The organism is Candidatus Pelagibacter sp. HIMB1636 (genome assembly GCF_052047675.1).
Classification (GTDB): Bacteria; Pseudomonadota; Alphaproteobacteria; order Pelagibacterales; family Pelagibacteraceae; genus Pelagibacter.
This window is the reverse complement of the sequence record NZ_JBNAJP010000001.1, coordinates 814,270-840,273: the sequence shown is the minus strand read 5'-3', so window position 1 is coordinate 840,273 and position 26,004 is coordinate 814,270. Positions and strand designations below refer to the sequence as shown.

The 26,004-nt window shown below is 29.0% G+C and carries 28 protein-coding genes and 1 riboswitch; of the genes, 22 read left to right on the top strand and 6 right to left on the bottom strand.

The window, feature by feature from the left end; translation table 11 throughout:
- The first annotated feature begins 2 nt into the window (after positions 1 to 2).
- The 6 genes from pssA to guaA are packed head-to-tail and all read left to right on the top strand — an operon-like array spanning position 3 to position 5,564.
- A complete protein-coding gene (pssA, locus tag ACTTA6_RS04485) occupies positions 3 to 812 on the top strand; it encodes a CDP-diacylglycerol--serine O-phosphatidyltransferase (protein WP_440614671.1) in 810 nt (269 codons plus the stop codon).
- 33 nt (positions 813 to 845) lie between these two features.
- Positions 846 to 1,820, top strand: a complete 975-nt coding sequence (locus ACTTA6_RS04480; RefSeq protein WP_440613921.1) for a glycosyltransferase family 9 protein — start codon at positions 846 to 848, stop codon at positions 1,818 to 1,820.
- A gap of 29 nt (positions 1,821 to 1,849) precedes the next feature.
- Entirely contained in the window at positions 1,850 to 2,461 is a 612-nt protein-coding gene (locus ACTTA6_RS04475; protein WP_440613922.1) for an RlmE family RNA methyltransferase, read from the top strand.
- A gap of 37 nt (positions 2,462 to 2,498) precedes the next feature.
- A complete protein-coding gene (gene guaB / locus ACTTA6_RS04470) occupies positions 2,499 to 3,575 on the top strand; it encodes an IMP dehydrogenase (protein ID WP_440614670.1) in 1,077 nt (358 codons plus the stop codon).
- Entirely contained in the window at positions 3,575 to 4,012 is a 438-nt protein-coding gene (locus ACTTA6_RS04465) for a tetratricopeptide repeat protein (RefSeq protein ID WP_440613923.1), read from the top strand. Before guaB ends, ACTTA6_RS04465 begins: the two co-directional genes overlap by 1 nt.
- Positions 4,002 to 5,564, top strand: a complete 1,563-nt coding sequence (gene guaA, locus ACTTA6_RS04460) for a glutamine-hydrolyzing GMP synthase (protein WP_440613924.1) — start codon at positions 4,002 to 4,004, stop codon at positions 5,562 to 5,564. The genes ACTTA6_RS04465 and guaA overlap by 11 nt, the downstream gene beginning before the upstream one ends.
- 3 nt (positions 5,565 to 5,567) lie before the next feature.
- On the opposite strand, the gene ACTTA6_RS04455 is transcribed toward guaA, so the two are convergent.
- A complete protein-coding gene (locus ACTTA6_RS04455; RefSeq protein WP_440613925.1) occupies positions 5,568 to 6,443 on the bottom strand; it encodes a phytanoyl-CoA dioxygenase family protein in 876 nt (291 codons plus the stop codon).
- A 126-nt stretch (positions 6,444 to 6,569) separates the two neighbouring features.
- Between ACTTA6_RS04455 and ACTTA6_RS04450 the strand changes: the two genes are divergently transcribed.
- Complete coding sequence (locus ACTTA6_RS04450) at positions 6,570 to 6,989, top strand: VOC family protein (protein ID WP_440613926.1); 420 nt, start codon at positions 6,570 to 6,572, stop codon at positions 6,987 to 6,989.
- A gap of 4 nt (positions 6,990 to 6,993) precedes the next feature.
- A complete protein-coding gene (gene panB / locus ACTTA6_RS04445) occupies positions 6,994 to 7,770 on the top strand; it encodes a 3-methyl-2-oxobutanoate hydroxymethyltransferase (protein ID WP_440613927.1) in 777 nt (258 codons plus the stop codon).
- On the opposite strand, the gene ACTTA6_RS04440 is transcribed toward panB, so the two are convergent.
- The 3 genes from ACTTA6_RS04440 to ACTTA6_RS04430 all read right to left on the bottom strand — a co-directional run bounded on the left by ACTTA6_RS04440 (position 7,767) and on the right by ACTTA6_RS04430 (position 9,720).
- Complete coding sequence (locus ACTTA6_RS04440) at positions 7,767 to 8,378, bottom strand: YjbE family putative metal transport protein (protein ID WP_262589620.1); 612 nt, start codon at positions 8,376 to 8,378, stop codon at positions 7,767 to 7,769. The two genes, panB and ACTTA6_RS04440, sit on opposite strands and share 4 nt — an antisense overlap.
- A gap of 83 nt (positions 8,379 to 8,461) precedes the next feature.
- Positions 8,462 to 8,947 carry a tetratricopeptide repeat protein gene (locus ACTTA6_RS04435; protein ID WP_440613929.1) on the bottom strand — a complete coding sequence of 162 codons (486 nt, stop codon included), beginning with the start codon at positions 8,945 to 8,947 and terminating at the stop codon, positions 8,462 to 8,464.
- Positions 8,947 to 9,720, bottom strand: a complete 774-nt coding sequence (locus tag ACTTA6_RS04430) for a 5-oxoprolinase subunit PxpA (RefSeq protein ID WP_440614669.1) — start codon at positions 9,718 to 9,720, stop codon at positions 8,947 to 8,949. The genes ACTTA6_RS04435 and ACTTA6_RS04430 overlap by 1 nt, the downstream gene beginning before the upstream one ends.
- A gap of 28 nt (positions 9,721 to 9,748) precedes the next feature.
- Here ACTTA6_RS04430 and ACTTA6_RS04425 point away from each other — a divergent pair, with 28 nt between their 5' ends.
- The 10 genes from ACTTA6_RS04425 (at position 9,749) to ACTTA6_RS04380 (ending at position 20,509) form a co-directional block, all read left to right on the top strand.
- Positions 9,749 to 10,426: an allophanate hydrolase subunit 1 gene (locus ACTTA6_RS04425; protein ID WP_440613931.1), complete on the top strand. Its 678-nt coding sequence runs from the start codon at positions 9,749 to 9,751 to the stop codon at positions 10,424 to 10,426.
- The gene (locus tag ACTTA6_RS04420) at positions 10,416 to 11,357 is read left to right on the top strand and encodes a biotin-dependent carboxyltransferase family protein (protein ID WP_440613932.1); all 942 of its coding nucleotides are present in this window, start codon (positions 10,416 to 10,418) and stop codon (positions 11,355 to 11,357) included. The genes ACTTA6_RS04425 and ACTTA6_RS04420 overlap by 11 nt, the downstream gene beginning before the upstream one ends.
- Positions 11,357 to 12,229 carry a DMT family transporter gene (locus tag ACTTA6_RS04415; RefSeq protein ID WP_440614668.1) on the top strand — a complete coding sequence of 291 codons (873 nt, stop codon included), beginning with the start codon at positions 11,357 to 11,359 and terminating at the stop codon, positions 12,227 to 12,229. The genes ACTTA6_RS04420 and ACTTA6_RS04415 overlap by 1 nt, the downstream gene beginning before the upstream one ends.
- Before the next feature lie 31 nt (positions 12,230 to 12,260).
- A riboswitch (glycine riboswitch) is annotated at positions 12,261 to 12,350 on the top strand.
- Between the two features lie 78 nt (positions 12,351 to 12,428).
- Positions 12,429 to 13,529, top strand: coding sequence for a glycine cleavage system aminomethyltransferase GcvT (gcvT, locus tag ACTTA6_RS04410; protein ID WP_440613934.1), 1,101 nt, complete (start codon positions 12,429 to 12,431; stop codon positions 13,527 to 13,529).
- Positions 13,529 to 13,909: a glycine cleavage system protein GcvH gene (gene gcvH / locus ACTTA6_RS04405; RefSeq protein ID WP_440613935.1), complete on the top strand. Its 381-nt coding sequence runs from the start codon at positions 13,529 to 13,531 to the stop codon at positions 13,907 to 13,909. The genes gcvT and gcvH overlap by 1 nt, the downstream gene beginning before the upstream one ends.
- Complete coding sequence (gene gcvP / locus ACTTA6_RS04400; RefSeq protein ID WP_440613936.1) at positions 13,909 to 16,779, top strand: aminomethyl-transferring glycine dehydrogenase; 2,871 nt, start codon at positions 13,909 to 13,911, stop codon at positions 16,777 to 16,779. Before gcvH ends, gcvP begins: the two co-directional genes overlap by 1 nt.
- A gap of 6 nt (positions 16,780 to 16,785) precedes the next feature.
- Positions 16,786 to 18,024, top strand: coding sequence for an NAD(P)/FAD-dependent oxidoreductase (locus ACTTA6_RS04395; protein ID WP_440613937.1), 1,239 nt, complete (start codon positions 16,786 to 16,788; stop codon positions 18,022 to 18,024).
- Positions 18,017 to 18,781 (top strand): DUF1365 domain-containing protein, encoded by a 765-nt coding sequence (locus tag ACTTA6_RS04390; protein ID WP_440613938.1) that lies wholly within the window; start codon positions 18,017 to 18,019, stop codon positions 18,779 to 18,781. Before ACTTA6_RS04395 ends, ACTTA6_RS04390 begins: the two co-directional genes overlap by 8 nt.
- Positions 18,781 to 19,959, top strand: coding sequence for a class I SAM-dependent methyltransferase (locus tag ACTTA6_RS04385; RefSeq protein WP_440614667.1), 1,179 nt, complete (start codon positions 18,781 to 18,783; stop codon positions 19,957 to 19,959). The genes ACTTA6_RS04390 and ACTTA6_RS04385 overlap by 1 nt, the downstream gene beginning before the upstream one ends.
- A gap of 10 nt (positions 19,960 to 19,969) precedes the next feature.
- Positions 19,970 to 20,509, top strand: a complete 540-nt coding sequence (locus ACTTA6_RS04380) for a DUF3833 domain-containing protein (protein ID WP_440613940.1) — start codon at positions 19,970 to 19,972, stop codon at positions 20,507 to 20,509.
- Here the strand turns inward: ACTTA6_RS04380 and ACTTA6_RS04375 are convergent, their stop codons facing one another.
- Positions 20,510 to 21,268 (bottom strand): SDR family NAD(P)-dependent oxidoreductase, encoded by a 759-nt coding sequence (locus tag ACTTA6_RS04375; RefSeq protein WP_440613941.1) that lies wholly within the window; start codon positions 21,266 to 21,268, stop codon positions 20,510 to 20,512.
- 21 nt (positions 21,269 to 21,289) lie between these two features.
- Between ACTTA6_RS04375 and ACTTA6_RS04370 the strand changes: the two genes are divergently transcribed.
- From ACTTA6_RS04370 to ACTTA6_RS04355, 4 genes are read left to right on the top strand one after another with little or no spacing between them, the layout of a single operon-like run.
- The gene (locus ACTTA6_RS04370; RefSeq protein WP_440613942.1) at positions 21,290 to 21,757 is read left to right on the top strand and encodes a TspO/MBR family protein; all 468 of its coding nucleotides are present in this window, start codon (positions 21,290 to 21,292) and stop codon (positions 21,755 to 21,757) included.
- Positions 21,758 to 21,759: 2 nt separating this feature from the next.
- Positions 21,760 to 22,863 (top strand): NAD(P)/FAD-dependent oxidoreductase, encoded by a 1,104-nt coding sequence (locus tag ACTTA6_RS04365; protein ID WP_440613943.1) that lies wholly within the window; start codon positions 21,760 to 21,762, stop codon positions 22,861 to 22,863.
- 12 nt (positions 22,864 to 22,875) lie between these two features.
- Positions 22,876 to 24,033 (top strand): 2OG-Fe(II) oxygenase, encoded by a 1,158-nt coding sequence (locus tag ACTTA6_RS04360; protein WP_440613944.1) that lies wholly within the window; start codon positions 22,876 to 22,878, stop codon positions 24,031 to 24,033.
- A 4-nt stretch (positions 24,034 to 24,037) separates the two neighbouring features.
- Positions 24,038 to 24,550, top strand: coding sequence for a class I SAM-dependent methyltransferase (locus tag ACTTA6_RS04355; RefSeq protein ID WP_440613945.1), 513 nt, complete (start codon positions 24,038 to 24,040; stop codon positions 24,548 to 24,550).
- A 3-nt stretch (positions 24,551 to 24,553) separates the two neighbouring features.
- On the opposite strand, the gene ACTTA6_RS04350 is transcribed toward ACTTA6_RS04355, so the two are convergent.
- The gene (locus ACTTA6_RS04350; protein ID WP_440613946.1) at positions 24,554 to 25,999 is read right to left on the bottom strand and encodes a protein adenylyltransferase SelO; all 1,446 of its coding nucleotides are present in this window, start codon (positions 25,997 to 25,999) and stop codon (positions 24,554 to 24,556) included.
- Positions 26,000 to 26,004: the final 5 nt, after the last annotated feature.

The following is a 26,004-nucleotide window of genomic DNA, read 5'->3' as shown; positions in this document are numbered from 1 at the left end:
ATATGCAACAACCAAAAAACCATTTTAAAATTGTTCCTGAAAAAAGTAATGCGAGAGTTATATTGCCAAATATGCTTACACTCATTGGTGTTTGTATAGGACTTACGTCAATAAGGTTTGCAATAGATGGAAGATTTGAATTAGCTATTGTTGCAATCATAATTGCTGCAATCATTGATGGCCTAGATGGCAGAATTGCAAGATTAATAAAAGGGACATCAAAAGTAGGCAAAGAATTAGACTCTTTAACTGACATGATTAGTTTTGGTGTTGCACCAGCTTTTATAATGTATTTTTGGAATTTAAATTCTTTAGGAAAATTTGGATGGTTGTTGTGTTTAGTTTATGTAATTTGTGTAGCCTTAAGATTAGCAAGATTTAATGTAAATTCATCTCAAGAACCATCTTGGAAAGATAATTTTTTTCAGGGCGTGCCATCTCCAGCAGGTGGAATTTTAGTATTATCACCTTTAACATTCAGTATGAGTGAAATTAATATAATTCCTGTAAACTATACTATATTAGTTCCATGTATTTTTATTTTAACTTCATTACTTTTAATTAGTAAAATTCCAACATACTCATTTAAAAAAATTGTTATAAAGAGAAGTACGACTATATTTTTATTATTTGGTATAGTTTTATTTTTTGGATTACTATTAATTTATACTTTTGAAATATTAGCAGTTAGTAGTTTTATTTATCTTTTATTGATTCCAATAAGTTTTTTTAATTATCAAAAAATTAAAAAAGATAAAAATGAAACTGTTAAAAATGAAGATGAAAACGAAAATTTAGAAGATATACTTTAATATTTTCTTAATCTTTTTTTTCTAAATTAATAAATGAAAATTTTAGTTTATAATTCAGGTGGAGGTTTAGGCGATAGCATCCAAATATTTGATTTAATCAACAGTTTAATTACAAAATTTGGATCAGATAATATTTACTACTTATCAGCACATAAAAATCACTTTAATCATGCTTTATCAGACTACAATTTAAAGCCAAAGGAGTTAAAAACTAATATAATTTACTTTGGTTTTAGATGGTGGCATTTATTAGTATCAAAGAAAAAAATCTTAAAGGATAACTCTCTACAAAAATTTGATTTAATTATTGATATACAATCAAAACTCAGAAACACTATAATATTAAAACAATTTCCATCTAATAAATTTTATTCTTCAACATTTAATTTTAAATTTTGTTCAGAAAAAAAAGATTATAAATCTACAAAATTTGAAAACATTAATATTTTAAGAAATATTGAATTATTAATAAGTGATGAAATTCCACAAACTAAATTTAAATTAAATTCAATTGATTTAAAATATTTTCAAGAAGCCAAAAGATTGTTACCTGATAATAATTATATTGGGTTTTCAATGACACAAGGAAACGTTTATAGAAAAAAAAGTTGGCCAATAGATAAATTCTTAAACATAGCAGAACAAGTTTCTAAAAAAAATAAAAAGCCAGTTTTTTTTGTTGAAAAAAATAATAAAGAATTAATTCATAAAATTAAAAGTAATATTAATAATGCGTTGTTTCCTGAAATGGAAAGCACATTTTCTGGACCACCATTGGTTACAGCTCTTTCATCAAGATTAGAGAAAGCAATTTCAATAGATAATGGTGTGATGCATATGATTTCTTTGGCTGAAATTCCTATGATTATTTTATTTGGACCAACAAATTCAAAAAAATTTTCTCCCAAATTAAAAAATATTGAAATTTTAGATAGTAAAAATCTTTATCAATCGGATGATATAACTAAAATTACAGAAAATGATGTAATGAGTGTTTTAAATATTTGAATTTAATTTAAAGAAAACTAACTAATAAATTGAAAAAAAATAAAATATCAAAAAATTGGGTAAATAAACAGCGTAGAGATATTTACGTAAGACAATCAAAAGTAGACGGATTTAGAGCCAGATCTGCATATAAACTTATTGAAATAAATGAAAAATTTAAAATATTTAAGGGTGGATTAACAGTCATTGATATTGGTGCAGCCCCCGGTAGTTGGTCACAATATGTTGAAAAGATATCTAAAAACGGAAAATTAATTTCGATTGATTTAAAAAAAATGGAACCAATTGGAAATAGTCTTCAAATTCAAGGAGACTTTACAGAAGAAAGTGTTCAGCAAGAAATAAAGAAGAATACTGACTCCAAGGTTGATGTTGTGATGTCGGATATGGCAGTAAATACTACTGGGATAAAGAATATAGACTCTATTCAAACAGGCGAACTTTGCAAAGAGGCGATGATTTTTGCAAAAGATATGTTAAGTGAAAATGGTTATTTCATATCAAAGATTTTTATGGGAGGAACTTTTAACGAAATAGTCGCAGAAGGAAAAAAATATTTTAAAGAGGTAAAAGTTTTTAAACCAAAATCTAGCAGAAAAGATTCAAAGGAAAGTTTTATAATTTGCAGAAAACTTAGATAGGGACTTTTAATTTAAAAGGAATCGTATATAAAAGACTATGGTCCCTATAAAAGAAGCACTTACCTTTGACGATGTTACATTAGCTCCGAAGTATTCGGAAATATTGCCATCTGAAGTAAATACTTCAGTAAATCTTACAAAAAAATTAAAGCTTAAAATACCGCTTTTATCTTCTGCTATGGATACTGTTACAGAAAGTAATATGGCTATTGCAATTGGTAAAGCTGGAGGAATAGGAGTTATTCACAGAAATTTAGATATTCAAAAACAAATATTAGAAATTAAAAAAGTAAAAAAACAAAAATTATTAGTCGGTGCAGCCGTTGGAGCATCAATTGCTGAATTTGATAGAGCAAAAGCCATTCTTAAAGAAGGCGTTGATTTAATCGTAGTGGATACTGCCCACGGCCATACCAAAAAAGTAGGAGAAATAGTTAAATATATAAAAAAAATTAAAGGTAAAAATATCGCTTTATGTGCTGGAAATATTGCAACACCAGAAGCAGCAAAATTTTTAATTAAATTAGGAGTAGATATTATTAAAGTTGGGATTGGACCAGGATCAATTTGCACAACAAGATTAGTAGCAGGGATAGGTGTTCCACAGTTAAGTGCAATTTTATCAGTAAGAAATGGACTTAAAAATAAAAATGTAAAAATAATTTCTGATGGTGGAATAAAATATTCTGGCGATCTAGCAAAAGCTTTTGCAGCAGGTGCGGATGCTGTAATGATAGGTTCTTTATTTGCAGGTACAGATGAAACACCTGGTAAATTAATTAAGAAAAATGGAAAATTATTTAAAAGCTTTAGAGGGATGGGTTCTGTAGGAGCTATGAATAAAGGTTCAGCAGATAGGTATTTTCAAACTAAGCAAAAAGATACATCCAAGTATGTTCCAGAGGGAGTAGAAGGTTTTGTAAAATACAAAGGTGATGTTGGCAGTATTATATTTAAATTAATTGGTGGCCTTAAATCGTCTATGGGTTATCTTGGTTCAAAAGAAATTGTGAAATTGAGAAACAAACCACAATTTGTTAAAATTACTAAAGCTGGATTTTATGAAAGTATGGTTCATAATGTAGATGTAATTAAAAATGATAGTAAATATTAATGAATAAAATTTTGAAATTTATTTCATTGGTTGTTTTAATTGTTTTGTTTCAATCAAATTCTTTTTCAAAGGAAAATTTTTTTAATGAAGCAATTAAATTGTATGAAAAAGAAAAATATGAGGATGCGAGATTTTTATTTGAGAGAAATATTGTATTTAATCCAAAGGATGTAAATTCATATTTGTATTTAGCAAAAATTTATAATCACGAGGAAGATCAAAGAAAAGAAGAATACAACTTAGAAACCACTTTATTAATTGATCCTCAAAATGAAGAAGCTATTTTAATGCTAATGAAAATTGCACTTGAAAAATCTAATTATGATAAAGTTAAAGAATTATCTGAAACATTTGTTCAAGTATGTAAGTCATTATGTAATGAAAATAATGAAATTTTAGAGTCTTTAAATAATCTAGAACCAAGTAATGAGTCTTGATAATAGCCTTAACAAAATCATAATTGTAGATTTTGGTTCACAATTTACACAATTAATAGCAAGAAGAATTAGAGAACTTGGAGTTTTCTCTGATATTGTAAGTCATAAAAAAATTAAAATTAATCAAATTAATCAAAGTGTAAAAGGTATAATTTTATCAGGAGGTCCTCTCAATGTTTATCAAATTAATAAGTACTCATTTGACAAAAAAATTTTAGAACTAAATATTCCTGTTCTTGGTATTTGTTTTGGACACCAAATATTGTCAAAACTTAATGGAGGAAGAGTAAAACAATCAAAGCACCGTGAATTTGGTTTAGCAAATGTAATTAAAAAAAATAATAGTCTCTTAACTAATAATTTTTTTGGTACAAAAAAATCTAAAGTGGTCTGGATGAGCCATGCTGATCAAGTATCTAAATTACCTAAAAATTTTAAAGTAATTGCATCAAGCTCAAATTCTAAATTTGCAATTGTAGAAAATAAAATCAAAAATTTTTATGGAGTGCAGTTTCACCCAGAGGTAACGCATACAGAAAGTGGAAAAAAACTGATTAGTAATTTTATTTTTCTTATTTGTAAAATTAAGAAAAATTGGTCTTCAAAAGATCAAAAAGTACAACTAATTAAAGATGTAAGATCTCAAGTTGGAGACAATAAAGTTATTTGTGCGTTATCAGGTGGAGTAGATAGTAGTGTGGTGGCTCAATTATTGAATAAAGCAATAGGAAAAAAACTATATTGTATTTTTGTTAACACTGGATTGCTTAGAAAAAATGAAGAAGTTCAGGTTGTTCAAACTTTTAAAAAACGACTAAAAATGAATTTAATCTACGTGAATGCTGAAAAGGAATTTTTAAGTAAATTAAAAAATGTATCCGATCCAGAGAAAAAAAGAAAAATAATAGGAAATCTATTCATTAAAATATTTGAGAGATATGCAAAGAAAATAAAAAATGTAAAATTTTTAGCACAAGGAACGTTGTACCCAGATTTAATTGAAAGCAAGTCTGTTACAGGGAGTCAAACTTCTAAAATAAAGTCTCACCATAATGTGGGTGGTTTACCTAAAAAAATGAAATTAAAATTAGTAGAGCCATTAAAATTTCTATTTAAAGATGAAGTTAGAAAATTAGGTTTAGAGTTAAATTTAAGTCATGAAATAATTTCACGACATCCATTTCCTGGCCCAGGCCTAGCAATCAGAATGCCCGGTATTATAACAAATGAAAAAATTAAAATTTTAAAAGAAGCTGATCATTATTTTATTCAGGCTTTAAGAGATCACGGGCTTTACCACAAAATTTGGCAAGCATATGCAGCATTACTTCCAGTAAAAACAGTTGGAGTTATGGGTGATAACAGAACATATGAGTATTTATGCTTACTAAGAGCAATCACTTCTGAAGATGGAATGACTGCAGATTTTTATGAGTTTAAAAAATCTTTTATGCAAACTATTTCTAACAAAATTGTTAATAGCATAAGAGGCATTAATAGAGTTGTTTACGATGTTACATCTAAACCACCAAGTACAATTGAATTAGAATAAATTTCAATTACTTAAAAAACTTTTTACAAATTTTTTCAACCTTTGTACAAAATATGATATAAATAATTTATTAATATTTTTATTAAGTGGGAGTGTGTTTAACGATGTTTTTGGGTAAATTATATTATTATTATCTTCTCCAAAACCTAAGAACATTTTTAATTTATCATTAATATTTTTTAAATAACTTGCATTTATTATGATAGGTGCCCCACCTTTAAGATTATTCCCAACTTGGAAGAATAAACTTTTCCTAATAAAATTTTTGTCTTTAACAATTTTTGCTCTATGAATTCCTCTAGTATTATAAATTATTAATGTGCCCCTAGGACCTTTAAAATCGATAATTTTTTCTTTATAATTTTTTTCAATAAATTCATCATTGTAATTATTTTTACCTTCAAATTCTGACCAATTATGAGACCCTTCAATGTACTGAAACTGACCATCATATACATCTGAAATATATAGTATGAAAATTATACCTAAATCTTGTCTAAATTCTGTTCCACTTTTATTGTCAGTATGCCATTGCATGTAATGATTACCATATGTTTCATAATACCTTAATGATGAAATTTTAAATTTTTCACCAAGAAATTTTTCCGAAATATCAGTTACTAAATTTGAGGTAATATAATTATAGCAAGTTTTTGATTGTGCTAATACATTAGTGAGAAAAAATTGATTTTCATTATATACACCTGAAATTTTGTTTACATTTAAATTTAATTTTGATTTACTTGTTTCATTCTCAATTGAGTTAAGAGTATCAAGATTTACTGCATTATTAAAAGAAAAATATCCTTTTTTATTTAAATTATTGATTATATTTTCAATATTTATTTTTTCAAATTCTAAATTAAATATTTTTGACATTAATAGAAAACTTAAATTAATTTATTATTAGTTCAATATAAATCTATTATTTAATTGTTTAAATAATTTTTACTTTTCAAAATAATGATTGTTGAAATGAAAAGATTTTTAATTATAAATTAAATAATGAAATATTTACACACAATGATCCGCATCAAAGATGTAGATGAGTCTTTAAAATTTTTCTGTGAAGGTCTTGGGCTAAAAGAAACAAGAAGAATGGAGAATGAAAAAGGAAGATTTACTCTAATTTTTCTTGCTGCTCCTAACGATGAAAAGGCAGAAATTGAGTTAACATATAATTGGGATGGGGATGAGCTAGGAGAAGGTTCAAGAAATTTTGGTCATCTTGCGTATAGAGTAGACAATATTTATGAAACTTGCCAAAGATTAATGGACATGGGCTACACTATTAATAGACCACCAAGAGATGGTCATATGGCATTTGTTAGATCACCTGATAATATTTCAATAGAAATCTTACAAGAAGGAAACTTAGAGCCTAAAGAGCCTTGGGCTTCAATGGAAAATACCGGCTCTTGGTAAGTCGATGAATAAAAAGATTTCAGATTTTATTAAGAAAAAAAATAAAACTAAATTAGTAACCTTAACTGCTTACTCTAAAAATATTGCTTCGGTTTTAGACAATTATTGTGATCTAATTTTAGTAGGAGATTCACTTGGATCAGTTTTATATAATTATAAGTCTACTAGAGAAGTAACTTTGAATACAATGATTGAACACTCTAAGAGTGTTCGTATGGGTATTAAAAAAAGTTTAATGATTGTTGATATGCCTCATAATACTTATCGTAATCCTAAAGAGGCATTAAAAAATGCAAAATTAATTATGAAAAAAACTAAATGTGATGGTGTCAAATTAGAAGGTGGAAAGAAAATTATAAATACTATTAAAACTTTAGTTAAAAATAATATTCCTGTAATGGGCCATATAGGTGTTTTGCCTCAATCAGATAAAACATTTAAATTTAAAGGTAAGAAACAAAGTGAAAAAGAAAATATTATGGAAGACGCTAAGTTAGTTGAAGAAGCTGGTTCATTTTGTATGGTTTTAGAGTGTGTTCAAACTTCATTAGCAAAACAAGTAACTAAAAGTGTTAGCATTCCAACAATTGGGATAGGAGCATCTAATAATTGTGATGGACAGATTTTGGTATTCGATGATTTAATAGGTTTAAATCCAATCAAATTTAGATTTGTTAAGAAATATACAAATATAAAAACAGAAATATCAAAAGCAGTCTCTAAGTATGCAACTGAGGTTAAAAAAAGAAAATTTCCCTCAAAAAAATACTCTTTTAACTAAAAATATTTTTTAAATTCTTCGTTAATATTGAGTATCTCGAGATCTACCAAACCACCTATAATTAATTGTAGACCAACAACTAAAATAAATATTAAACCAATGTAAGCTATCCAAATATGTTTTTGAATATAATTAGCCATATAAGTAGCTAATGCACCAGTAAGAACGACCGATAGGACAAGACCAAAAATCATATAGCCAAAATACCCTTGAGCTGCAGCAACAACACCAATTACATTATCAAAACTAATCATCAGATCAGCAAATAGCACTTTACCTATACTATTTATATACGAAGGCTGTTTTGTTTTTTTAACAGAAGGTTTTATATTTTTTATATCTACAAGATCTTTTCTTAAATCATTAACTATCCATACCAACAACAATCCACCTAAAATTTTTATAAAATAAAATTCGAATAAAAAAGTTGCAAAGATTGCAAAAAAGATTTTAAAAACAAATGCTCCAATTACACCCCACAAGATAATTTGTTTTCTATTTTTAGGCACAAAATTTGATGCAATAGATCCAACTATCACAGCATTATCTGCAGTTAAGATAATAGTAATAAAAATAATTTGGGTTAGAATTATGAGCTCTTCAATCAAGATGTCTAATTATTATTTTAATTTAAGAAGATTGCAATCAAAAGAGTTAAAAAGGTGGCCAAAAGATTTGACCACCTGATAAATTAGTATTTAGATTTCTTAGTTCCTTCTATTATTTCTTTTAACTCGTTATATTCTTCACAGTTACAAGTCTTTAATACTTTAAGTCTTTCTTTAGCTAAATCCATTCTATTTGTAACAACATAAAGTTCACCAAGGTATTCGTTAATACCTTTATGATTTGGATCAATTTCTAAACCTAAAAGATAATATTTTTCTCCATTTTCGTAATCGCCAAGTTTTCTAGTTGTAAAACCGAGATAGTTTAAAGTATCTGCTTGAAGAGGCTTTTCTTTATTAGATTTGAGAAGAAGCTTTTGAGCTTTTTCATATCTCTTTTTAGCTTTTTCTAATTTACCTTTTTTTTCATATTTTTTTGCAAATTTGATTGATTGAACTGCTTTATCGTAATCTGACTTTACTTTCTTTGGTGTTGAGTCTGAACCTGCTGACATTGCGTTGGACGCAAACAAAACAAATATCAAAGTAATAAATATTTTTTTAATCATTATAAAAATTTCTCCATTTGGCTTAAAGGTTTTAATTTAAGTCCATTTTCAATTAAATTTTCTTTAATTGATCTTGCTGTAGCAAGTGAACTATCATTATCTCCATGTATGCATACAGAGTCAATTTCACAAGGTATTTGCTTTCCACTGTGACAATTCAGTGCCTGATTTTTTACCATGCTTAATACATGTTTTTTAGCTTCTTCAGGATCAGTAATTAATGCATGTAGCTTTTTTCTAGAAACCAAATTTCCATCATCTTCATAGGTTCTATCTGCAAAAATTTCACAGGCAATTTTCATATCTAATTTTTTAGCTGCTTGTTCCATTTTAGAGCCAGTAGGTACTAAATAAATCAAATCTTTACTTATTTCATTGATCGCTTTTGCTAATGTAGTCGCAAGATCAATATCCTCACACGCCATATTGTTTAATGCTCCATGTGGTTTTATATGAGTAACATTTTCTCCATGATCTTGAGCAATCTTTTGTAAAATTTCATATTGATCAATAATTAATTTTCTAACTTCTTCAGGTTCAAGGTTCATTCTTTTTCTTCCAAAATTTTCTGGGTCATTGAATGATGGATGAGCACCAATACTTACACCATTTTTTTTTGATATTTGAACTACTTGTTTCATAGATTCTTCATCACCGGCATGGTATCCACATGCAACGTTAGCAGAATTTACTATATCAAGTAAGTCTGGATCATATTTATTTGAATGGTGTTTTGATTTTTCACCTAAATCACAATTTATATTAATTTCCATAGTTCTAATTGTTGAAGTATAACATGCCATGATAAAAAATATATCAAATCTTGGTGACGCAGCTGTTTATTGCGATTTTGGTGTAGAGGTAAATAAATCAGTTAACTCTGAAGTAATAAAATATTTTAAAGCTTTAAAAAAAGAAAATATTGAAAGTATTAATAATCTTACTCCTTCTTATAATAAATTAATAGTTTCTTACGACCTTAGAAAAACAAACTTTAAAGAGATTAAAAAATTAATTGAAAATTTAAATGTTAATGAAACTCAAGATAACAATAGTAATAAAATAGAAATTCCAGTTTGTTGTGATGATCAATTTTCTCTCGATATAAAAAGATTAGAAGAAAAATTAAATATTAATCGAGATAAAATTTTAGAAAATTTTTTTAGTAAGGAATATTTTTGTTATATGACCGGATTTATTGCCGGTATGCCTTTTTTAGGTGATTTGGATGAAAATATGAGAGTACCAAGATTAGAAACACCAAGAGTAAAAGTCCCCAAAGGATCAGTTGCTTTAACTGAACAATTCGCAAATATTTATACATTTGAAAGCCCTGGTGGATGGAATATAATTGGTAATACACCTGTAGATGTTTTTGATAATTCAAAGGAATTAGAGCCAAATTTAATAAATCCCGGAGACATAGTAGTTTTTAAACAAATAAATCTTGAAAAATATAATAACTACAATGAAAAGTAATTTTGAAATTATAAGAGCTGGAGTTAATACTACTTTTCAAGACCAAGGAAGAAACAACTTATATCATATAGGAATTCCATTTAGTGGAGCGATGGATAATAGAAATTATAGTTTAGCTAACAAGCTGGTAGGTAATAAATTAAATTCTCCAGTTATAGAATTTGCATACCAAGGACCACATTTAAAATATTCTGGAGATAAAATTAACATAGTAGTCACTGGCGATATTGTTTTTAAAATTATTAAAAATGGCACAGAAATTGATGGTAATTGTTATGAGAGTTATCAAATCGAAAGTGGAGATGAAATCAATCTTATCTCAACAAATAAATCAGTTTATGGCTATTTAGCAGTTGGTGGAGAATTAGATTTAAAATTTCAATGGAATAGTTGTTCGATAAATACCAAGGCAAATATTGGATCAAATAATGGAAAAAAATTGGAAAACGGTCAAAAAGTAAATATCCTAAATATTAATTCAGACCAAAGTAAAAAAAAGACTAATTACATAAATTCTAAAGTTGAAAATATCAGAGTAATAGAAGGACCAAACTTTGATTATTTTTCAGAGGAAGGAAAAAAAATATTTTTTGAAAAAGAATTTTCTGTATCAAAACTTTCAGATAGAATGGGGATGCGTTTAGAGGGTCCAAAAATTGAAAATATTGTAAATACCAATATTAAATCAGAAGGTTTGTTAAAAGGAGTCATCCAAGTACCAGCAGATGGAAACCCAATTATTATGCTTTCAGACCATGGTACTATTGGAGGATATCCAAAAATTGGTGTGGTAGCTAGTGTTGATTATGATCGGTTAGTACAAATATCACCTGGCTCAAAAATCAAATTTAAAGAGATAAATTTATCTGATGCTGAAACTTTGTTTAAATTATATGAGATGGACACTCAGAACTTACTTAATCAAATATAATGAATATTATTAGAAAACTTCCAGGACCCTTCTTAGTTTTTCTAGGTGCATGTAGTCTCAGTTTTGGAGGTTTGATCGTTAAGTCATTTGAAGGAGCAACCCTTTGGCAAATATTATTTTGGAGAACGGTATTCTTCCTAATTGTTATTAGCTTGTATTTAACTTTAACTTATAAGAAACAAGTATTTAGATCCTTTTATAATTTAGGATTTCCTGGTTTTTTTGGTGGATTTATTTTATCACTTGGTTTTAGTGGTTATGTGTTCGCGATGTATAACACAACAGTCGCTAATGCTAATTTTATTATTCAAACACAAACAATCTTCCTAGCAATATTTGGTTACTTTTTTTTAAAAGAAAAAATTTCAGCAATTACTCTTACTTCAATAATTCTTGCGATTTCAGGAATACTTCTAATGGTCGGAAGTTCTTTATCTCCAGGCCAAATGTCAGGAAATATTGCAGCTTTCATAATGCCAATATCCTTTGCTACATTAATTTTAGTAGTAAGAAAATATCCAACTGTTGATATGGTTCCTGCTCAATTTGTTGCAGGTGTTTTTGCGTTGTTAATAGGTTTCCTAATGTCAGAAAAAATAATGATATCTCCTAATGATATTTTTTTAGGATTTTTAGCTGGGTTTTTACAATTAGGATTAGGTTTTATCTTTATTACTATCGGAGCTCAACGAACACCATCGGCAATGGTTGCAATCATAATGCTAACAGAAGCTGTACTAGGTCCTTTATGGGCGTGGTTGTTTATAAATGAACAACCACCTTTCATTGTTATAATTGGAGGATCAATAGTTATTTTTGCAGTTTTACTTCAATTTTACAATTTATATACCTCAGAAAAAAAAGCGATCTAATAACATTTGACATTAAACGGTATTTATTAGAATATTTATTAACGGGAGAGATCACAAAGTTTGTGACACCGAAGGAGCAACCGCCCAGGAAACTCTCAGGTAAAAGGACCGTATTATATTAACTCTGGAAAGAGATTGAGTTCTCGCCGAAGGAGTAAAACTCTCAGGCAAAAATACAGATGGGTACGACAGAGTTAGTATGGGAAAAAAAACATCTTTAAACAAACTTCATCAAGATAACCAAGCTAAATTTGTAGAATTCGCTGGATATGAAATGCCCATACAATACAGCAAAGGGATTGTTGAGGAGCATAAATTCACAAGATCAAATGCAGGTATTTTTGATGTGTCTCATATGGGTCAATTATTTATTCATGGTGGAGTGGACTTAACTGCTGATCTTGAAAAAATTTTTCCACTTGATTTAAAAAATTTGAAACAAAACTGTTCTAAATATAGTTTTTTAATGAACGATAGTGCTGGAATTCATGATGATTTGATAATCACTAAAATTGAAAAAGGATATTTAATTATTTTAAACGCAGCATGCAAAGATAATGATTTTAAAATTTTATCAAATTTACTGAAAGATAAATATGAAATGGTTCTTGATGATCAACGATCATTAATTGCAATTCAAGGTCCAAAGTCAGTTGAGATTTTAAAAAATATAATAGAAGGTGTTGAAAAACTTAATTTTATGACTGGGAACTGGTTTGATTATAAAGATCAAAAAGCTTTTGTTACAAGGTCTGGTTATACTGGAGAGGATGGTTTTGAAGTGTCTATTAATAACGATTTAGCCGAAGGATTTACTCAGAATTTGATGGAAAAAGGAGCACAACTTATAGGACTTGGGGCAAGAGATACCTTGAGATTAGAGGCTGGATTGTGCTTATATGGACATGAACTTGATACAGAAAAAACACCAATTGAAGCAAACTTAAATTGGGCAATTTCTAAAGAGAGAATTTCAAATGGTGGATTTATTGGTTCTGATAAAATTATGAAAGAAATACAAGAGGGTACCTCTAAAATTAGAATTGGGATTAAGCCAGAAGGAAGATTGATTGCTAGAGAAAAAACTAAAATATTTGATGAGTCAGAAAAACTTATTGGCGAGGTTACTAGTGGAACTTTTGGACCAAGTGTAAATGGTCCAATAGCAATGGGTTACATTGATAAAGAGTTTTCTAAAGTTGATACAAAAGTTTTACTAGAAGTAAGAGGAAAAAAACATCCTGCAAGTGTTTGTGGGTTACCATTTTATAAAAAAAGTTATGTGAAAGGAGTAAACTAATGAGTGAAGTTAAATTTTCAAAAGAGCATGAGTGGATTACAGTGGAAGGAGATGTTGCTACTATTGGAATTACAAAACATGCAACAGAAATGTTGGGAGATATTGTTTTTGCTGAGTTACCTGAAAAAGGTTCAAACGTTGAAAAAGATGGCACAGCAGGAGTAGTTGAGTCTACTAAAGCTGCAAGTGATGTTTATACTCCTGTAAGTGGTGAAGTAGTAGATACTAACCAAGCTATAGTAGATGATCCTGCAAAGATCAATGAAGACCCTGAAGGATCAGCTTGGTTTTTTAAACTTAAATTGAAAGATAGTTCAGAAATGGACAGCTTAATGAACAAAGAAGAATACGATAAATTTGCAAAGGAGAGTGCTAGCTAATGTTACATAACTCACAAAAAGACTTTTTAAAAAGACACATTGGACCTTCAGAAGAAGATCAAAATAAAATGCTGAAGGAGCTTAATTATAATTCATTAGATGATTTAATAAAAAGTACAGTTCCAGAAAAGATACAATTGAAAGATGGATTAAATATAGGAGAGTCTAATTCTGAGTATGAAGCATTAAGAAAATTGAAAGCGATTTCAAAAAAAAATCAAATTTATTCAAATTTTATTGGTATGGGTTACTATGGAACTTACACTCCATATGTAATTTTAAGAAATATTTTAGAAAATCCAGGTTGGTATACATCATATACTCCTTATCAGCCTGAAGTAGCACAAGGAAGACTAGAAATGCTTCTAAACTTTCAGCAAATGATTGTTGATTTCACAGGCATGGATATTGCAAACGCATCTTTGCTTGATGAAGGAACAGCAGCTGCAGAAGCTATGGGATTAAGTCACAGGTTAAATAAAAAGGATAGTAATTTAGTTTTTGTATCAGAAAATTGTCATCCACAAACAATTGAAGTAATTCAAACAAGAGCAGAGCCAATGGGATTAAAAGTACTTGTTGGCAATGAAGATAAAGTGTTGGATCAACTTAAAGAGGATTTAGTTTGTGGAATTCTTCAATATCCTGGAACTTTAGGAGACATCAAAGATCCAAGTGAAGCTATCAGCAAAATTCATAAAAAAAGTGGAAAAGCTGTACTAGTTTCTGATTTATTAGCTTTAGCGCTACTTAAAACACCAAGAGAATTAGGTGCAGATATTGCAGTTGGAAGCTCTCAAAGATTTGGAATTCCAATGGGTTATGGTGGACCTCATGCAGCTTTCTTTGCAACTAAAGACGAGTTCAAAAGATCTATGCCAGGAAGAATTATTGGTGTGTCTGTTGATAGACATGGAAACAAAGCTTACAGATTATCTCTTCAAACAAGAGAACAACACATTAGAAGAGATAAAGCGACAAGTAACATTTGTACTGCTCAAGCATTGTTAGCAATTGTTTCAGCGGCATATGCAATTTACCACGGACCAGATGGAATAAAAACTATTGCAGAACGAGTTTCTCAATTAGCTAAAAATTTTGCAGATAAATTAAAACAATCTGGATATGAAATTTATTCAGATCATTTCTTTGATACAGTTACAATTGTAACAAAAGATAAGACTGATCAGATCTATAAAAATGCTTTAGATCAAAAAGTAAACATCAGAAGAGTAAATTCTGAAATGTTAGCAGTTTCTTTTGATGAAAAGAAAAACGTTTATAGAGTAAATCAATTGTTGAAAATTTTTAATGCAGCCGAGTCTATTAAAAAAGAAGATCCAACAGTAAGTTTACCTAATTTACCAAAAAATTTACTGAGAACCTCTAAATACTTAGAACATCCTGTTTTTAACTCATATCATTCAGAAACAGAGATGCTTAGATATTTAAAAAAATTAGAAGATAAAGATATAGCTCTTAACAGAACTATGATTGCACTTGGTTCATGTACTATGAAATTAAATGCTACTGCAGAAATGATTCCTATTTCATGGAGAGAGTTAGCTGAGCCTCATCCGTTTGTACCAGTAGAGCAGATGGAAGGTTATAGAGCTTTATTCACTGATCTAAAAAATTGGTTAAGATCCATTACAGGTTTTTCAGGTGTTTCACTTCAACCAAATGCTGGCGCTCAAGGAGAATATGCAGGCTTAATGGTAATTAGAAAATATCATTTAGATAGAGGAGAAGAAAACAGGAATATATGTTTAATTCCAAGCTCAGCACATGGAACAAATCCTGCTAGTGCACAAATGGTTGGAATGAAAGTTGTAGTTGTTGATTGTGACAAAGAAGGAAATGTTGATTTTGAAGATTTGAAGAAAAAAGCAGAAGCACATTCTGAAAATCTTGGAGCATTAATGGTTACATATCCGTCTACTCACGGTGTATTTGAAGAAAAAATTACAGATATCTGTGAACTAATACATAAACACGGTGGTCAAGTTTATATGGATGGTGCAAACCTAAATGCACTTGTTGGAATAGCAAGACCTGGAAATTTTGGTCCAGATGTTTGTCATATAAACTTACACAAAACATTCTGTATTCCACATGGTGGTGGAGGACCAGGAATGGGACCAATTGCATGTAAAAGACATTTACAAGTTTATTTACCTAATCATCCAGTTGTTAAAGATTGTGGACCCGCTACAGGAATAGGAGCTGTCTCAGCTGCACCTTGGGGAAGCTCAAGTATTTTATCAATTTCTTGGATGTATATTAAAATGATGGGTTCTGAAGGTTTAAAACTAGCTACTCAAGTTGCGATATTAAACGCAAATTATATAGCTCATAGACTTAAAGATCATTTCCCAATTTTGTACAAAGGTTCAAATGGCAATGTTGCTCATGAATGTATTATAGATATTCGATCAATTAAGAGTGTGACAGGTATCACTGAGGAAGATATCGCTAAAAGATTGATCGATTATGGTTTCCATGCACCAACAATGTCTTGGCCAGTTGCGGGAACTATGATGATAGAGCCAACAGAGAGTGAGAGTTTATCTGAGCTTGATAGATTTTGTGATACTTTAATAAATATCAAATCTGAAATAGATAAGATCAATTCTGGTGAGTTTGATAAAGTAGACAATCCTATTAAGAACGCTCCTCATACTGATATAGAACTTGCTTCAGATGATTGGGGTCATAAATATTCAAGAGAGCAAGCTGCTTATCCTGCTAAGTTCTTAAAAACAAATAAATTTTGGCCACCAGTTGCAAGAGTGGACAATGTTTATGGAGATAAGAATATCTTTTGTACTTGTCCAAGTATGGATGAGTTTAAAGAAGACGCGGCATAATCATTAATGAAAATTGCTGTAGTTGGTTCTGGGATATCAGGCTTAAGTGCTGCATATTATTTATCAAATAAACATCATGTAGATCTTTTTGAGAAAGAAGATCATTTTGGTGGTCATTCTCATACAATAGATTTAATTTTTGATGAAAAGAAAGTATCTGTAGATATTGGTTTTATTGTATTTAATTTTCAAACCTATCCAAATTTAATTAATTTCTTTAAAGAAAATGATGTTCAGATTGAAAAAAGTGACATGTCATTTTCTGTATCGGTTGAAAATACAAACTTTGAATATTGCGGAAAAGGTTTAAATGGAATTTTTTCCAATAGATCTAATTTGTTTAATCCTAATTTTTTAAAAATGTTTTTTGATATCATTAAATTTTATAAAAAAAGTGATCAAATAAATGTTACAGATCAAAAACTTACTTTAGGTGAATATTTAGAAAACAACAAACTATCAAAAACATTTATTGATTACCATATTATCCCAATGGTATCTGCAATCTGGTCTATGCCACCTTATGAAGCAAGCAAGATGCCAATAACATTTTTTTTAAAATTTTTTCAAAATCATGGACTCTTTAAACTAAAAAATAGACCTCAGTGGTATACTGTATCTAATAGAAGCAGAACTTATGTAAATAAAGTAATTTCAAAGATAAGTGGTGAATATTTTAAAAATTATAAAATTAAAAAAATTATAAGAAAGTCAAAAGGGTTAGATTTATATTATGGTGGTGAAAGTGAATTTTTTGATTACGATAAAGTTGTAATAGCAGCTCACGCTGATGAAGCTTTAAAGTTGATTGATAATCCTACTAATGAAGAGACAAAAATTTTATCTAATTTTAGTTACAAGGAAAATATTGCATATATTCATACAGACAAAAGAGCGATGCCAAAAAATAAAAAGGCATGGTCCTCATGGAATTCATCAATCAATGACAAGGATTTAGAAAAAAATTCTATTACTTATTGGTTAAACCTTTTGCAAAACCTTAAATGCGATGAGGACATTTTTTTAACTCTTAATCCTTATTTTCAAATTGATGAGAGTAAAATACTTAAAATAGTTAAATTTACTCATCCTTATTATGATCAACAAGCACTAGATGCTCAACAAGAACTATCTAGTTTACAAAATAAAAAAGATTTGCTTTTTTGTGGGAGTTATTTTGGTTACGGTTTTCATGAAGATGGAATAAAATCATCTATTGAAATGCTAAAATACCTAAATGACTAACTCATGTATATATAACGGAAAAGTAATCCATAAACGTTTCAAACCAAAAGAGCACTATTTTAAGTATAGCGTCTTCTCGCTTTTAATTGATTTATCTGAGTTAAGAAAAATAGATCAGGAGATAAGCTTCTTTTCATTGAATAAGTTTAATTTAATTAGTTTTCATGAAAAGGATCATGGCGAACGGGACGGATCTTCTCTTGAAGAGTGGGTAAAAAAAAATTTAGAACAAAATAAAATAGACACTGAAGGTATTAAAATTAAGCTTCTCTGTTATCCAAGAATTTTTGGTTATGTATTTAACCCTCTAAGTATTTTTTTCGTTTACAATCAAAATGACAAATTAGTTTCTATATTATATGAGGTAAAAAATACATTTGGTGAGCAACATACTTATGTTTTTAGGGTAGATAGTGAAAATAAATTAATTCAAAATAATTGTTCTAAAAAATTTCATGTGTCACCCTTTATAGAAATGAATTGTAAGTATTTCTTTAGAATTCTTAATCCTGATGAAAAACTTTCTGTAATCATTGATCAATACGATCAAGAGGGAAAAATTTTATTTGCATCTCAAGATGGAAAAAGAATAAACTTAAATAGTAGTCAATTATTAAAATCATATTTAAAGCACCCTCTGATGACTATAAAAATAATATCAGCAATCCATTTTGAGGCCTTTAAATTATGGATGAAAGGAATTAAGATTATTAAAAAAAAAATAAAAATAAGAAACAATTTAACGGTTGAAAATTAATGTTATTAAATAGAGCTGCAGATAAATTGGTTTTTAAATTTTTAAGTAAAATTAAAAATGGATACCTTGAGATTACTACCTATGAAGGTGAGATATTAAAGTTTGGTAACCATGACCAATCTTTAAAGGCAAATATTAAAATAAAAAATCCAAATTTTAATTATAATTTAATTAGAGGTGGAAGCATTGGTTTTGCTGAAAGTTATATGAGAGGTGAATTTGAAACTGATAATCTTTCAGATCTAATTGAGTTAACAGCTAGAAATATTCAAGTGATTTACAAATTCTCAGGTTTGCTTGATCTTCCTGTAATCAATTTTATAAAAAATAAAATAATCAAAAATACAAAAAATCGAAGTAAGGAAAATATTGCAAAACATTATGATCTTGGAAATGATTTCTTTTCATTGTGGCTAGATGATACTTTAACTTATTCAAGTGCAATCTTTGATGATAGTTCAAAAAATTTAAGTGTTGCGCAAAATAATAAATACCAAAAATTAATTGATCTAATCAAACCTAGTTCTGGTGACAAAGTTTTAGAAATTGGTTGTGGATGGGGTGGTTTTGCAGAATATTTAGGCAAAAAATATGATGTGAAACTAGATTGTATTACTATTTCTAAAAAACAATTCGAATACGCAAAAGAGAGAATTCATAAATGTGGTTTAAATGAAAAAGTAAATATTGAAATAAAAGATTACCGAGATCTTCAAGGAAAATATAATTCGATCGCTTCAATTGAAATGATTGAGGCAGTTGGGCAAAATTATTTAGAGAGTTATTTTAAAACTATAAAGGATAATTTATCAAATGGTGGGAAGGCTGCAATTCAAGCAATAACCATTGATGATAGTTTGTTTGACAGATATAAAAATAAACAGGATTTTATTCAAAAATATATTTTCCCAGGAGGATTTCTTCCCAATAAAAATAGTATTAATAGATATGTTTCAGATAATGGCTTAACAATAAACTCATACATTTCGTATGCAGATCACTATGCAGAAACGTTAGCTATCTGGAGAGAAGAGTTTTTGAGAAAGTGGGATCAAATTAAAAACCAAGGATTTGATCTGACCTTTAAAAGAATGTGGGAATTTTACCTATCTTATTGTGAAGCTGGATTTAAATCTAAAAATATTGATTTGATTCAATTTTCAATGCAGAATAAATAACAGCAATAATATGAAAATAATTAAATCAATTTCGTTGATAATTTTGGCATTCTTAATTACAAGTTGCTCAAATAATAGTGCCATGAAACCAGAAGATTTTAAAAATAAAGAACCTAGATTAATTATTGAAGAATACCTTACAGGAAACGTTAAAGCTTGGGGTGTTTTACAAAATCGATCAGGAAAAGTTACAAGACAATTTTCAGCTGATTTAGACGGAACATGGGATGGTAAACAACTAATTTTAAAAGAAAAATTTAATTGGGATGATGGTGAAGTTCAAGACCGAGAGTGGACAATTACTAAAATAGATGAACATAATTATGAAGGTACAGCAGGGGACGTTGTTGGAAAAGCAATAGGATATTCTTACGGACCTGCTTTTAAATTTGAATACGTTTTGTTAGTTCCAGTTAAAGGAAAAGAATTAAAAATTACTTTTGATGATTGGATCTTTAAACAGGATGAAAGAGTTGCAATCAACAGAGCTACAATGACTAAGTTTGGATTTAAAGTAGCAGAGCTAACTGTTGTATTCGTTAAAGATTAATTACTTCTTTTGATGCTTAGTCATCTTCCCCACTAATTTAAAATAAAGTTTACTTGGAAGAAAACTAAAGAACTTTAAAGTTAAAGTAAGTGCTTTTGGAAAATGTATCTCGAAAACATTTTTATTAATTAAGCCATCATAAATTTGATCTGCAGCAAATTCAGGTGTTTTCAAAAATGGCATTTTAAAATCATTCTTATCAGTCATTGGTGTTTTAATAAAACCAGGAGAAACCAAACAAACTCGAACATTGTACCTTTTAAAATCAAAATATAAACTTTCTGCTAAATTATTTAGTGCAGATTTTGATGGTCCATAACCAGTTGAATTAGGCAATCCTCTATAACCAGCAATAGATGAAACTATAGTGATTATACCACTTTTTCTTTCTCTATAATATTGTTCCACTGCTTTAATGGAGTTCACTGTTCCAAAAAAATTTACTTTAAAAACATCTTCCATTTGTTCAACATCGAGTTCTTTTTCTTTTTTTGGATTCCATGTACCAGTTGAAAAAAAACATATATCAATATTTTCAAACTTAGTTTTAATCTGATTGAAAACTTCTATACATTTTGCTTTATCAGTAACATCTAAAGGGAATGATGAAATATTTTCATAATTATTTGAAAGTTCATCTAGGAGCTCCACTCTTCTCGCAGATACAGCAACGTTCCATCCTTTGTTTGCAAATTTAATTGCCAAGGCTTTACCAATTCCTGTACTGCCACCTGTTATCCAAATAGTTTTTTTGTTCATTTTTTGTTATGTATAAACATTATGTTAAAAAATAAAATCGTAACATTTATATTATTTCTTATCATTACATTTTCAGCTTCATTAATTGGAGGTTTAGCTACAGTTACTTTCAAAGAGCCTTGGTATTCTTTGTTAAATAAACCTGTTTTTAATCCACCAGACTGGGTGTTTGGTCCGGTATGGACAATTTTATATTTATTGATGACAATTTCTATTTGGATGTATTGGAATTCCAAAAATAAAGAGATGAATACAGTTTATATTTATTTTATTCATTTAGTTTTTAATGCAACTTGGAGTATAGTTTTCTTTGTATTTCACAACATGGTTTTAGCTTTATTAGTATTAGTTGTGTTAATTGCATTCATTATTAATTTAATCATAAGATATAGACGCGTCACAATGATGAGCTCGTATTTGATGATTCCATATTTACTTTGGTGTTGCTTTGCTCTAATTTTAAATAGTAGTTTGATTATATTGAATTAATTATGGATGATGTTGTTGTAGTTGGCGGTGGAATAATTGGGGCAGCAACTGCTTATTTTCTCTCAAAAGAAGGAAGAAAAGTTAAAGTTATTGAAAGAGATCCAACATACAAAACAGCTTCATTTCCTTTGTCTTTAGGAGGTTTTAGAAGACAATTTTTTCAAAAAGAAAATATCTTACTTGGTAAATTTGCAAGAGAATTTATTTTTCAAATACCAGAATTATTGAAAACTGAAAAAAATCCTAATCCAACAGCAAGTATGGTAACCAATGGCTACCTTTTGATGTTTGGTCCCGAACATGCTGAAGAACAATATAAAGCTTTAGAAAATCATAAGGAATGTGATGCAGGTACAAAAAATATTAAAGGCTCAGAGCTATCGAAAGTATTTCCATATATAAATGATGAAGGTGTTGAGACTGCTACTTACACAGATAATCAAAGTGAAGGTTGGATTGATCCTTTTATGTTTCATAGCGCACTTAAAAGTAAGGCAATAGAACTTGGAGCAGAGTTTATAAAAGGAGAGGTTAAAAGTCTTTCAGAGATAAATGCTAAAACAATTGTTTCCGCAGCTGGTTGTTGGACTAAAGAATTATTAGAAGATATTCCTGTTGAGCCTCAAAAACACACAGTGTTTAGAGTAAAATGCCCAACATACATAAAAGAAATGCCTTTAACCGGTGATTTAACTACTGGTGTTTATTGGAGACCTGAGGGTGGAGAGTATTTAGCAGGATCACCATTATCAGTATTTGGTGCAGATGATTTAGAGCCAGCGTGGAATGATTTTGAGGAATTAGTTTGGCCAGCACTAGCAAAAAGAATACCAGCTTTTGAAGAATTAAAATTAACTGGAGGCTGGGCAGGTTACTACGATTGTAACAGATTAGATAATAATGCTGTTGTTGGGAAACATCCTAAGTACGACAATGTTTATATGGCTACTGGTTTTACTGGAAGAGGATTAATGCAAGCACCAGGTATTGGTCGAGCATTAACAGAATTGATTACAACTGGTTCATATCAAACGATTGATATCAGTGATTTTGCAGTAGAAAGAGTATTGGGAAAAACTGCAAGACACGAACCTTACGTATTATAATTTTTTTAATTGATGCAATTAAATAATTTAGATGTGAAGTCATTAACAGAAATTACAAAACTTGTAGACGAAAAAAATTATGAAAAAGCTGAATTTGAACTAACTAAAATAATTAACAATGAAAAAGAAAATCATCAAAATCATTTTTTACTTGGAAATGTATATGTTTTATTAAATGAACATCTAAAAGCTAAAGAGCAGTTTCAAATATCAATTAAATTAAATCCAAATAATAAAGTTGCTCATTACAATTTAGGTTTAATGTGTAATGAATTAGGAAATTATGAACTTTCCCAAAAATCATTTGAAAATGCTTTAAATCTAGACCCTGAATATTTATATGCGAATCTAGCAATGGCCATGTGTTTTGAAAAACAAAATAACATAGCTAAAGCAAAAATATTTTATGAAAAAACTTTAAAGATAAAAAATGATTTTCCTTTAGGAAATCAGATGTATGCAAATTTTTTAATAAAAAATGGTGAAATTAATAAGGGACAACACTATACTTATAAGTATGCAGGTATAATCCGTCTCAGCGATAAAAGTGCAAAAAATATTAAATTAAACAGAACTCCAGTATCAGAGAATAGAAATTTTATTGGTTGTTGGAATATAAACAATGAAGAAATTTGTGAAAAAATAATAAATTTTTTTGAAAGAAGAAAAGATCTGCAAAAAAATGGAGAGGTTGGTTATGGTAACAACAATCAAGCTGTAAAAAAATCAATAGATATTTCAATACATCCTAGAAATTTAAATCAAGAGGGATATGAAGATTTAAAAAATTATTTTGATTATTTAAATGAGTGTTTTCAAGACTATAAGAGACAGTGGCCTTTTATTAAACAAAATATACAAAGTCTTGATATACCTTCTTTTAATATTCAAAAATACGAAATTGGAGGACATTTTGGCATGATGCATTGTGAGAGAGTAAACTTACAGAGTATGCATAGAGTCTTTGCCTGGATGACTTACCTAAATGATGTTGAAGACGGCGGTGAAACTTACTTTGATCATTTTGATCTAAGAATCAAACCTAAAGCAGGTAAAACCTTGATTTGGCCCGCTGAATGGACACATGCACATAGAGGTGAGATTTTAAAAAAAGGATTAAAGTATATTGTCACTGGCTGGATGCATTTTCCATTTAATGTTAAATTGTAAATTTATGAAGTTACATATTGGTGGTGAAGAAAAAAAAGAAGGTTGGAAAATCTTAAATATCCAAGAAAAAGATGGAGTTGATTTTATAGGTGATATAACTGATCTCAGTCAATTCGAGGAAAATTCTATTGAAGAAATTTACGCAAGTCATGTGGTAGAGCATGTAAGTCAAAATGATATTAAAAAAACATTAAAAGGGATACATAGAGTATTAGTAAAAAATGGAAAATTTTACGTCTCTGTTCCAGACATGGATATTTTATGTAAAGTTTTTTTAGATCCAAAAGCTCCATATACAGTTAAATGGCATGCAATGAGAATGATGTTTGGTGGTCAAATTGATCCTTATGATTTTCACTATTTTGGATGGAATTTTGAATTTATGAATAATTTTCTAATAGAAGCTGGGTTTGAAAAAATTGAACGAGTTAAAAGTTTTTCTTTGTTTGATGACACAAGTGATTATGCACCGTACGGTCCAGTACCAATAAGCTTAAATATTATTGCTTACAAATAAAATTTATGTACCACAAAAAGTTTGATACTTTTCATTACTAATTGGTGTAGGCTTTTGAAATTCAATAATATTTTCTTGATCAGAATAAGGATTATTTAAAACTTTTAAAAGTTTATTCATTGTTTCCAGATTTCCTTCGTCTGCATCAGCTAGAGCTTCTTCTACTTTTTGATTTCTTGGTATAACAACAGGATTGGTTTCCTTCATCAGTTCTAAATGTTTGTCAGATGAATTATTTAGTTTTAATCTTTTTTCCCATTCATCGGTCCAATTTTTAAAATCATCATTTTTGTAAACTTCATCATAAATCTCAACACCCATTAAATGACAGAAGGTATTTGAGTAATCTGCATTATTTTTTTTCATCCAATCCAAAAGTTTATTAATTAAAGTTAGATCATTTTTATCTTCACCAAATAAACCAAGTTTATCTCTCATCATATTTAACCATTTTTCTTCATAAATTTTTTGAAAGTTATCGATTAACTCTGTTGCAATTTTAATTGCTGAATCTTCATCTTTATTAATAAGTGGTATCAAGCATTCTGCAAATCTCGCTAAATTCCATTTTGTAATTGGTGGTTGATTTGAAAAAGCATATCTTCCAAATTTATCTATAGAGCTAAAAACAGTTTTTGGATCATAATGATCCATGAATGCACATGGACCATAATCAATTGTTTCACCAGAAATTGCCATGTTATCAGTGTTCATCACTCCATGAATAAATCCAACTCTCATCCAATTAATGACTAATTGACATTGTTTTTCCATTACAAGACTTAACAAATCTAAAGCTTTATTTTTTGAGGACTTAATTTCTGGATAGTGTCTATCAATTGTGTAATCAACCAATGTATTAAGATCCTCTAGATTTTGAGTGGCTGCGATATATTGAAAAGTGCCAACTCTAATATGGCTGGACGCGACTCTTGTTAAAATTGCTCCATTTAACAAATTTTCTCTAACAACTTTTTCTCCAGTTTTAACAACCGCAAGACTTCTTGTTGTTGGAATATTTAAAGCGTTAATTGCTTCACTAATTATGTATTCTCTTAACATTGGACCTAAAGCTGCTCTTCCATCTCCGCCTCTAGAAAAAGAGGTTCTTCCTGAACCTTTAAATTGTATATCGAAACGTTGATTTTTATTATCTATATGTTCTCCTAATAGAACAGCTCTACCATCTCCAAGCATCGTGAAATGACCAAATTGATGACCAGCATATGCTTGCGCAATTGAATTAGTTCCATCAGGCAAACTATTTCCTGAGAATATTTCAGCTAATTTTTTTTTATCTATTCCTGAAAAGTTTAAATTTAAATTTTTAGCAAGTTCTTCATTTAAAATAACAAGCTCAGGCTCATGAACTGGTGTAGGTTTGATGTCTTCTTTAAATGTTTTTGATAGTTTTGAATATGAATTATCAAAATGCCAACCGATGGTCATTTTAA

Excerpts from the sequence above, each read along its gene's own strand:
- pssA (WP_440614671.1), top strand. The coding sequence starts at position 3 with ATGCAACAACCAAAAAACCATTTTAAAATTGTTCCTGAAAAAAGTAAT.
- ACTTA6_RS04480 (WP_440613921.1), top strand. The coding sequence starts at position 846 with ATGAAAATTTTAGTTTATAATTCAGGTGGAGGTTTAGGCGATAGCATC.
- guaB (WP_440614670.1), top strand. The coding sequence starts at position 2,499 with ATGGTCCCTATAAAAGAAGCACTTACCTTTGACGATGTTACATTAGCT.
- ACTTA6_RS04465 (WP_440613923.1), top strand. The coding sequence starts at position 3,575 with ATGAATAAAATTTTGAAATTTATTTCATTGGTTGTTTTAATTGTTTTG.
- guaA (WP_440613924.1), top strand. The coding sequence starts at position 4,002 with ATGAGTCTTGATAATAGCCTTAACAAAATCATAATTGTAGATTTTGGT.
- ACTTA6_RS04455 (WP_440613925.1), bottom strand. The coding sequence starts at position 6,443 with ATGTCAAAAATATTTAATTTAGAATTTGAAAAAATAAATATTGAAAAT.
- ACTTA6_RS04450 (WP_440613926.1), top strand. The coding sequence starts at position 6,570 with ATGAAATATTTACACACAATGATCCGCATCAAAGATGTAGATGAGTCT.
- panB (WP_440613927.1), top strand. The coding sequence starts at position 6,994 with ATGAATAAAAAGATTTCAGATTTTATTAAGAAAAAAAATAAAACTAAA.
- ACTTA6_RS04435 (WP_440613929.1), bottom strand. The coding sequence starts at position 8,947 with ATGATTAAAAAAATATTTATTACTTTGATATTTGTTTTGTTTGCGTCC.
- ACTTA6_RS04430 (WP_440614669.1), bottom strand. The coding sequence starts at position 9,720 with ATGGAAATTAATATAAATTGTGATTTAGGTGAAAAATCAAAACACCAT.
- ACTTA6_RS04425 (WP_440613931.1), top strand. The coding sequence starts at position 9,749 with ATGATAAAAAATATATCAAATCTTGGTGACGCAGCTGTTTATTGCGAT.
- ACTTA6_RS04420 (WP_440613932.1), top strand. The coding sequence starts at position 10,416 with ATGAAAAGTAATTTTGAAATTATAAGAGCTGGAGTTAATACTACTTTT.
- ACTTA6_RS04415 (WP_440614668.1), top strand. The coding sequence starts at position 11,357 with ATGAATATTATTAGAAAACTTCCAGGACCCTTCTTAGTTTTTCTAGGT.
- gcvT (WP_440613934.1), top strand. The coding sequence starts at position 12,429 with ATGGGAAAAAAAACATCTTTAAACAAACTTCATCAAGATAACCAAGCT.
- gcvH (WP_440613935.1), top strand. The coding sequence starts at position 13,529 with ATGAGTGAAGTTAAATTTTCAAAAGAGCATGAGTGGATTACAGTGGAA.
- gcvP (WP_440613936.1), top strand. The coding sequence starts at position 13,909 with ATGTTACATAACTCACAAAAAGACTTTTTAAAAAGACACATTGGACCT.
- ACTTA6_RS04395 (WP_440613937.1), top strand. The coding sequence starts at position 16,786 with ATGAAAATTGCTGTAGTTGGTTCTGGGATATCAGGCTTAAGTGCTGCA.
- ACTTA6_RS04390 (WP_440613938.1), top strand. The coding sequence starts at position 18,017 with ATGACTAACTCATGTATATATAACGGAAAAGTAATCCATAAACGTTTC.
- ACTTA6_RS04385 (WP_440614667.1), top strand. The coding sequence starts at position 18,781 with ATGTTATTAAATAGAGCTGCAGATAAATTGGTTTTTAAATTTTTAAGT.
- ACTTA6_RS04380 (WP_440613940.1), top strand. The coding sequence starts at position 19,970 with ATGAAAATAATTAAATCAATTTCGTTGATAATTTTGGCATTCTTAATT.
- ACTTA6_RS04375 (WP_440613941.1), bottom strand. The coding sequence starts at position 21,268 with ATGAACAAAAAAACTATTTGGATAACAGGTGGCAGTACAGGAATTGGT.
- ACTTA6_RS04370 (WP_440613942.1), top strand. The coding sequence starts at position 21,290 with ATGTTAAAAAATAAAATCGTAACATTTATATTATTTCTTATCATTACA.
- ACTTA6_RS04365 (WP_440613943.1), top strand. The coding sequence starts at position 21,760 with ATGGATGATGTTGTTGTAGTTGGCGGTGGAATAATTGGGGCAGCAACT.
- ACTTA6_RS04360 (WP_440613944.1), top strand. The coding sequence starts at position 22,876 with ATGCAATTAAATAATTTAGATGTGAAGTCATTAACAGAAATTACAAAA.
- ACTTA6_RS04355 (WP_440613945.1), top strand. The coding sequence starts at position 24,038 with ATGAAGTTACATATTGGTGGTGAAGAAAAAAAAGAAGGTTGGAAAATC.
- ACTTA6_RS04350 (WP_440613946.1), bottom strand. The coding sequence starts at position 25,999 with ATGACCATCGGTTGGCATTTTGATAATTCATATTCAAAACTATCAAAA.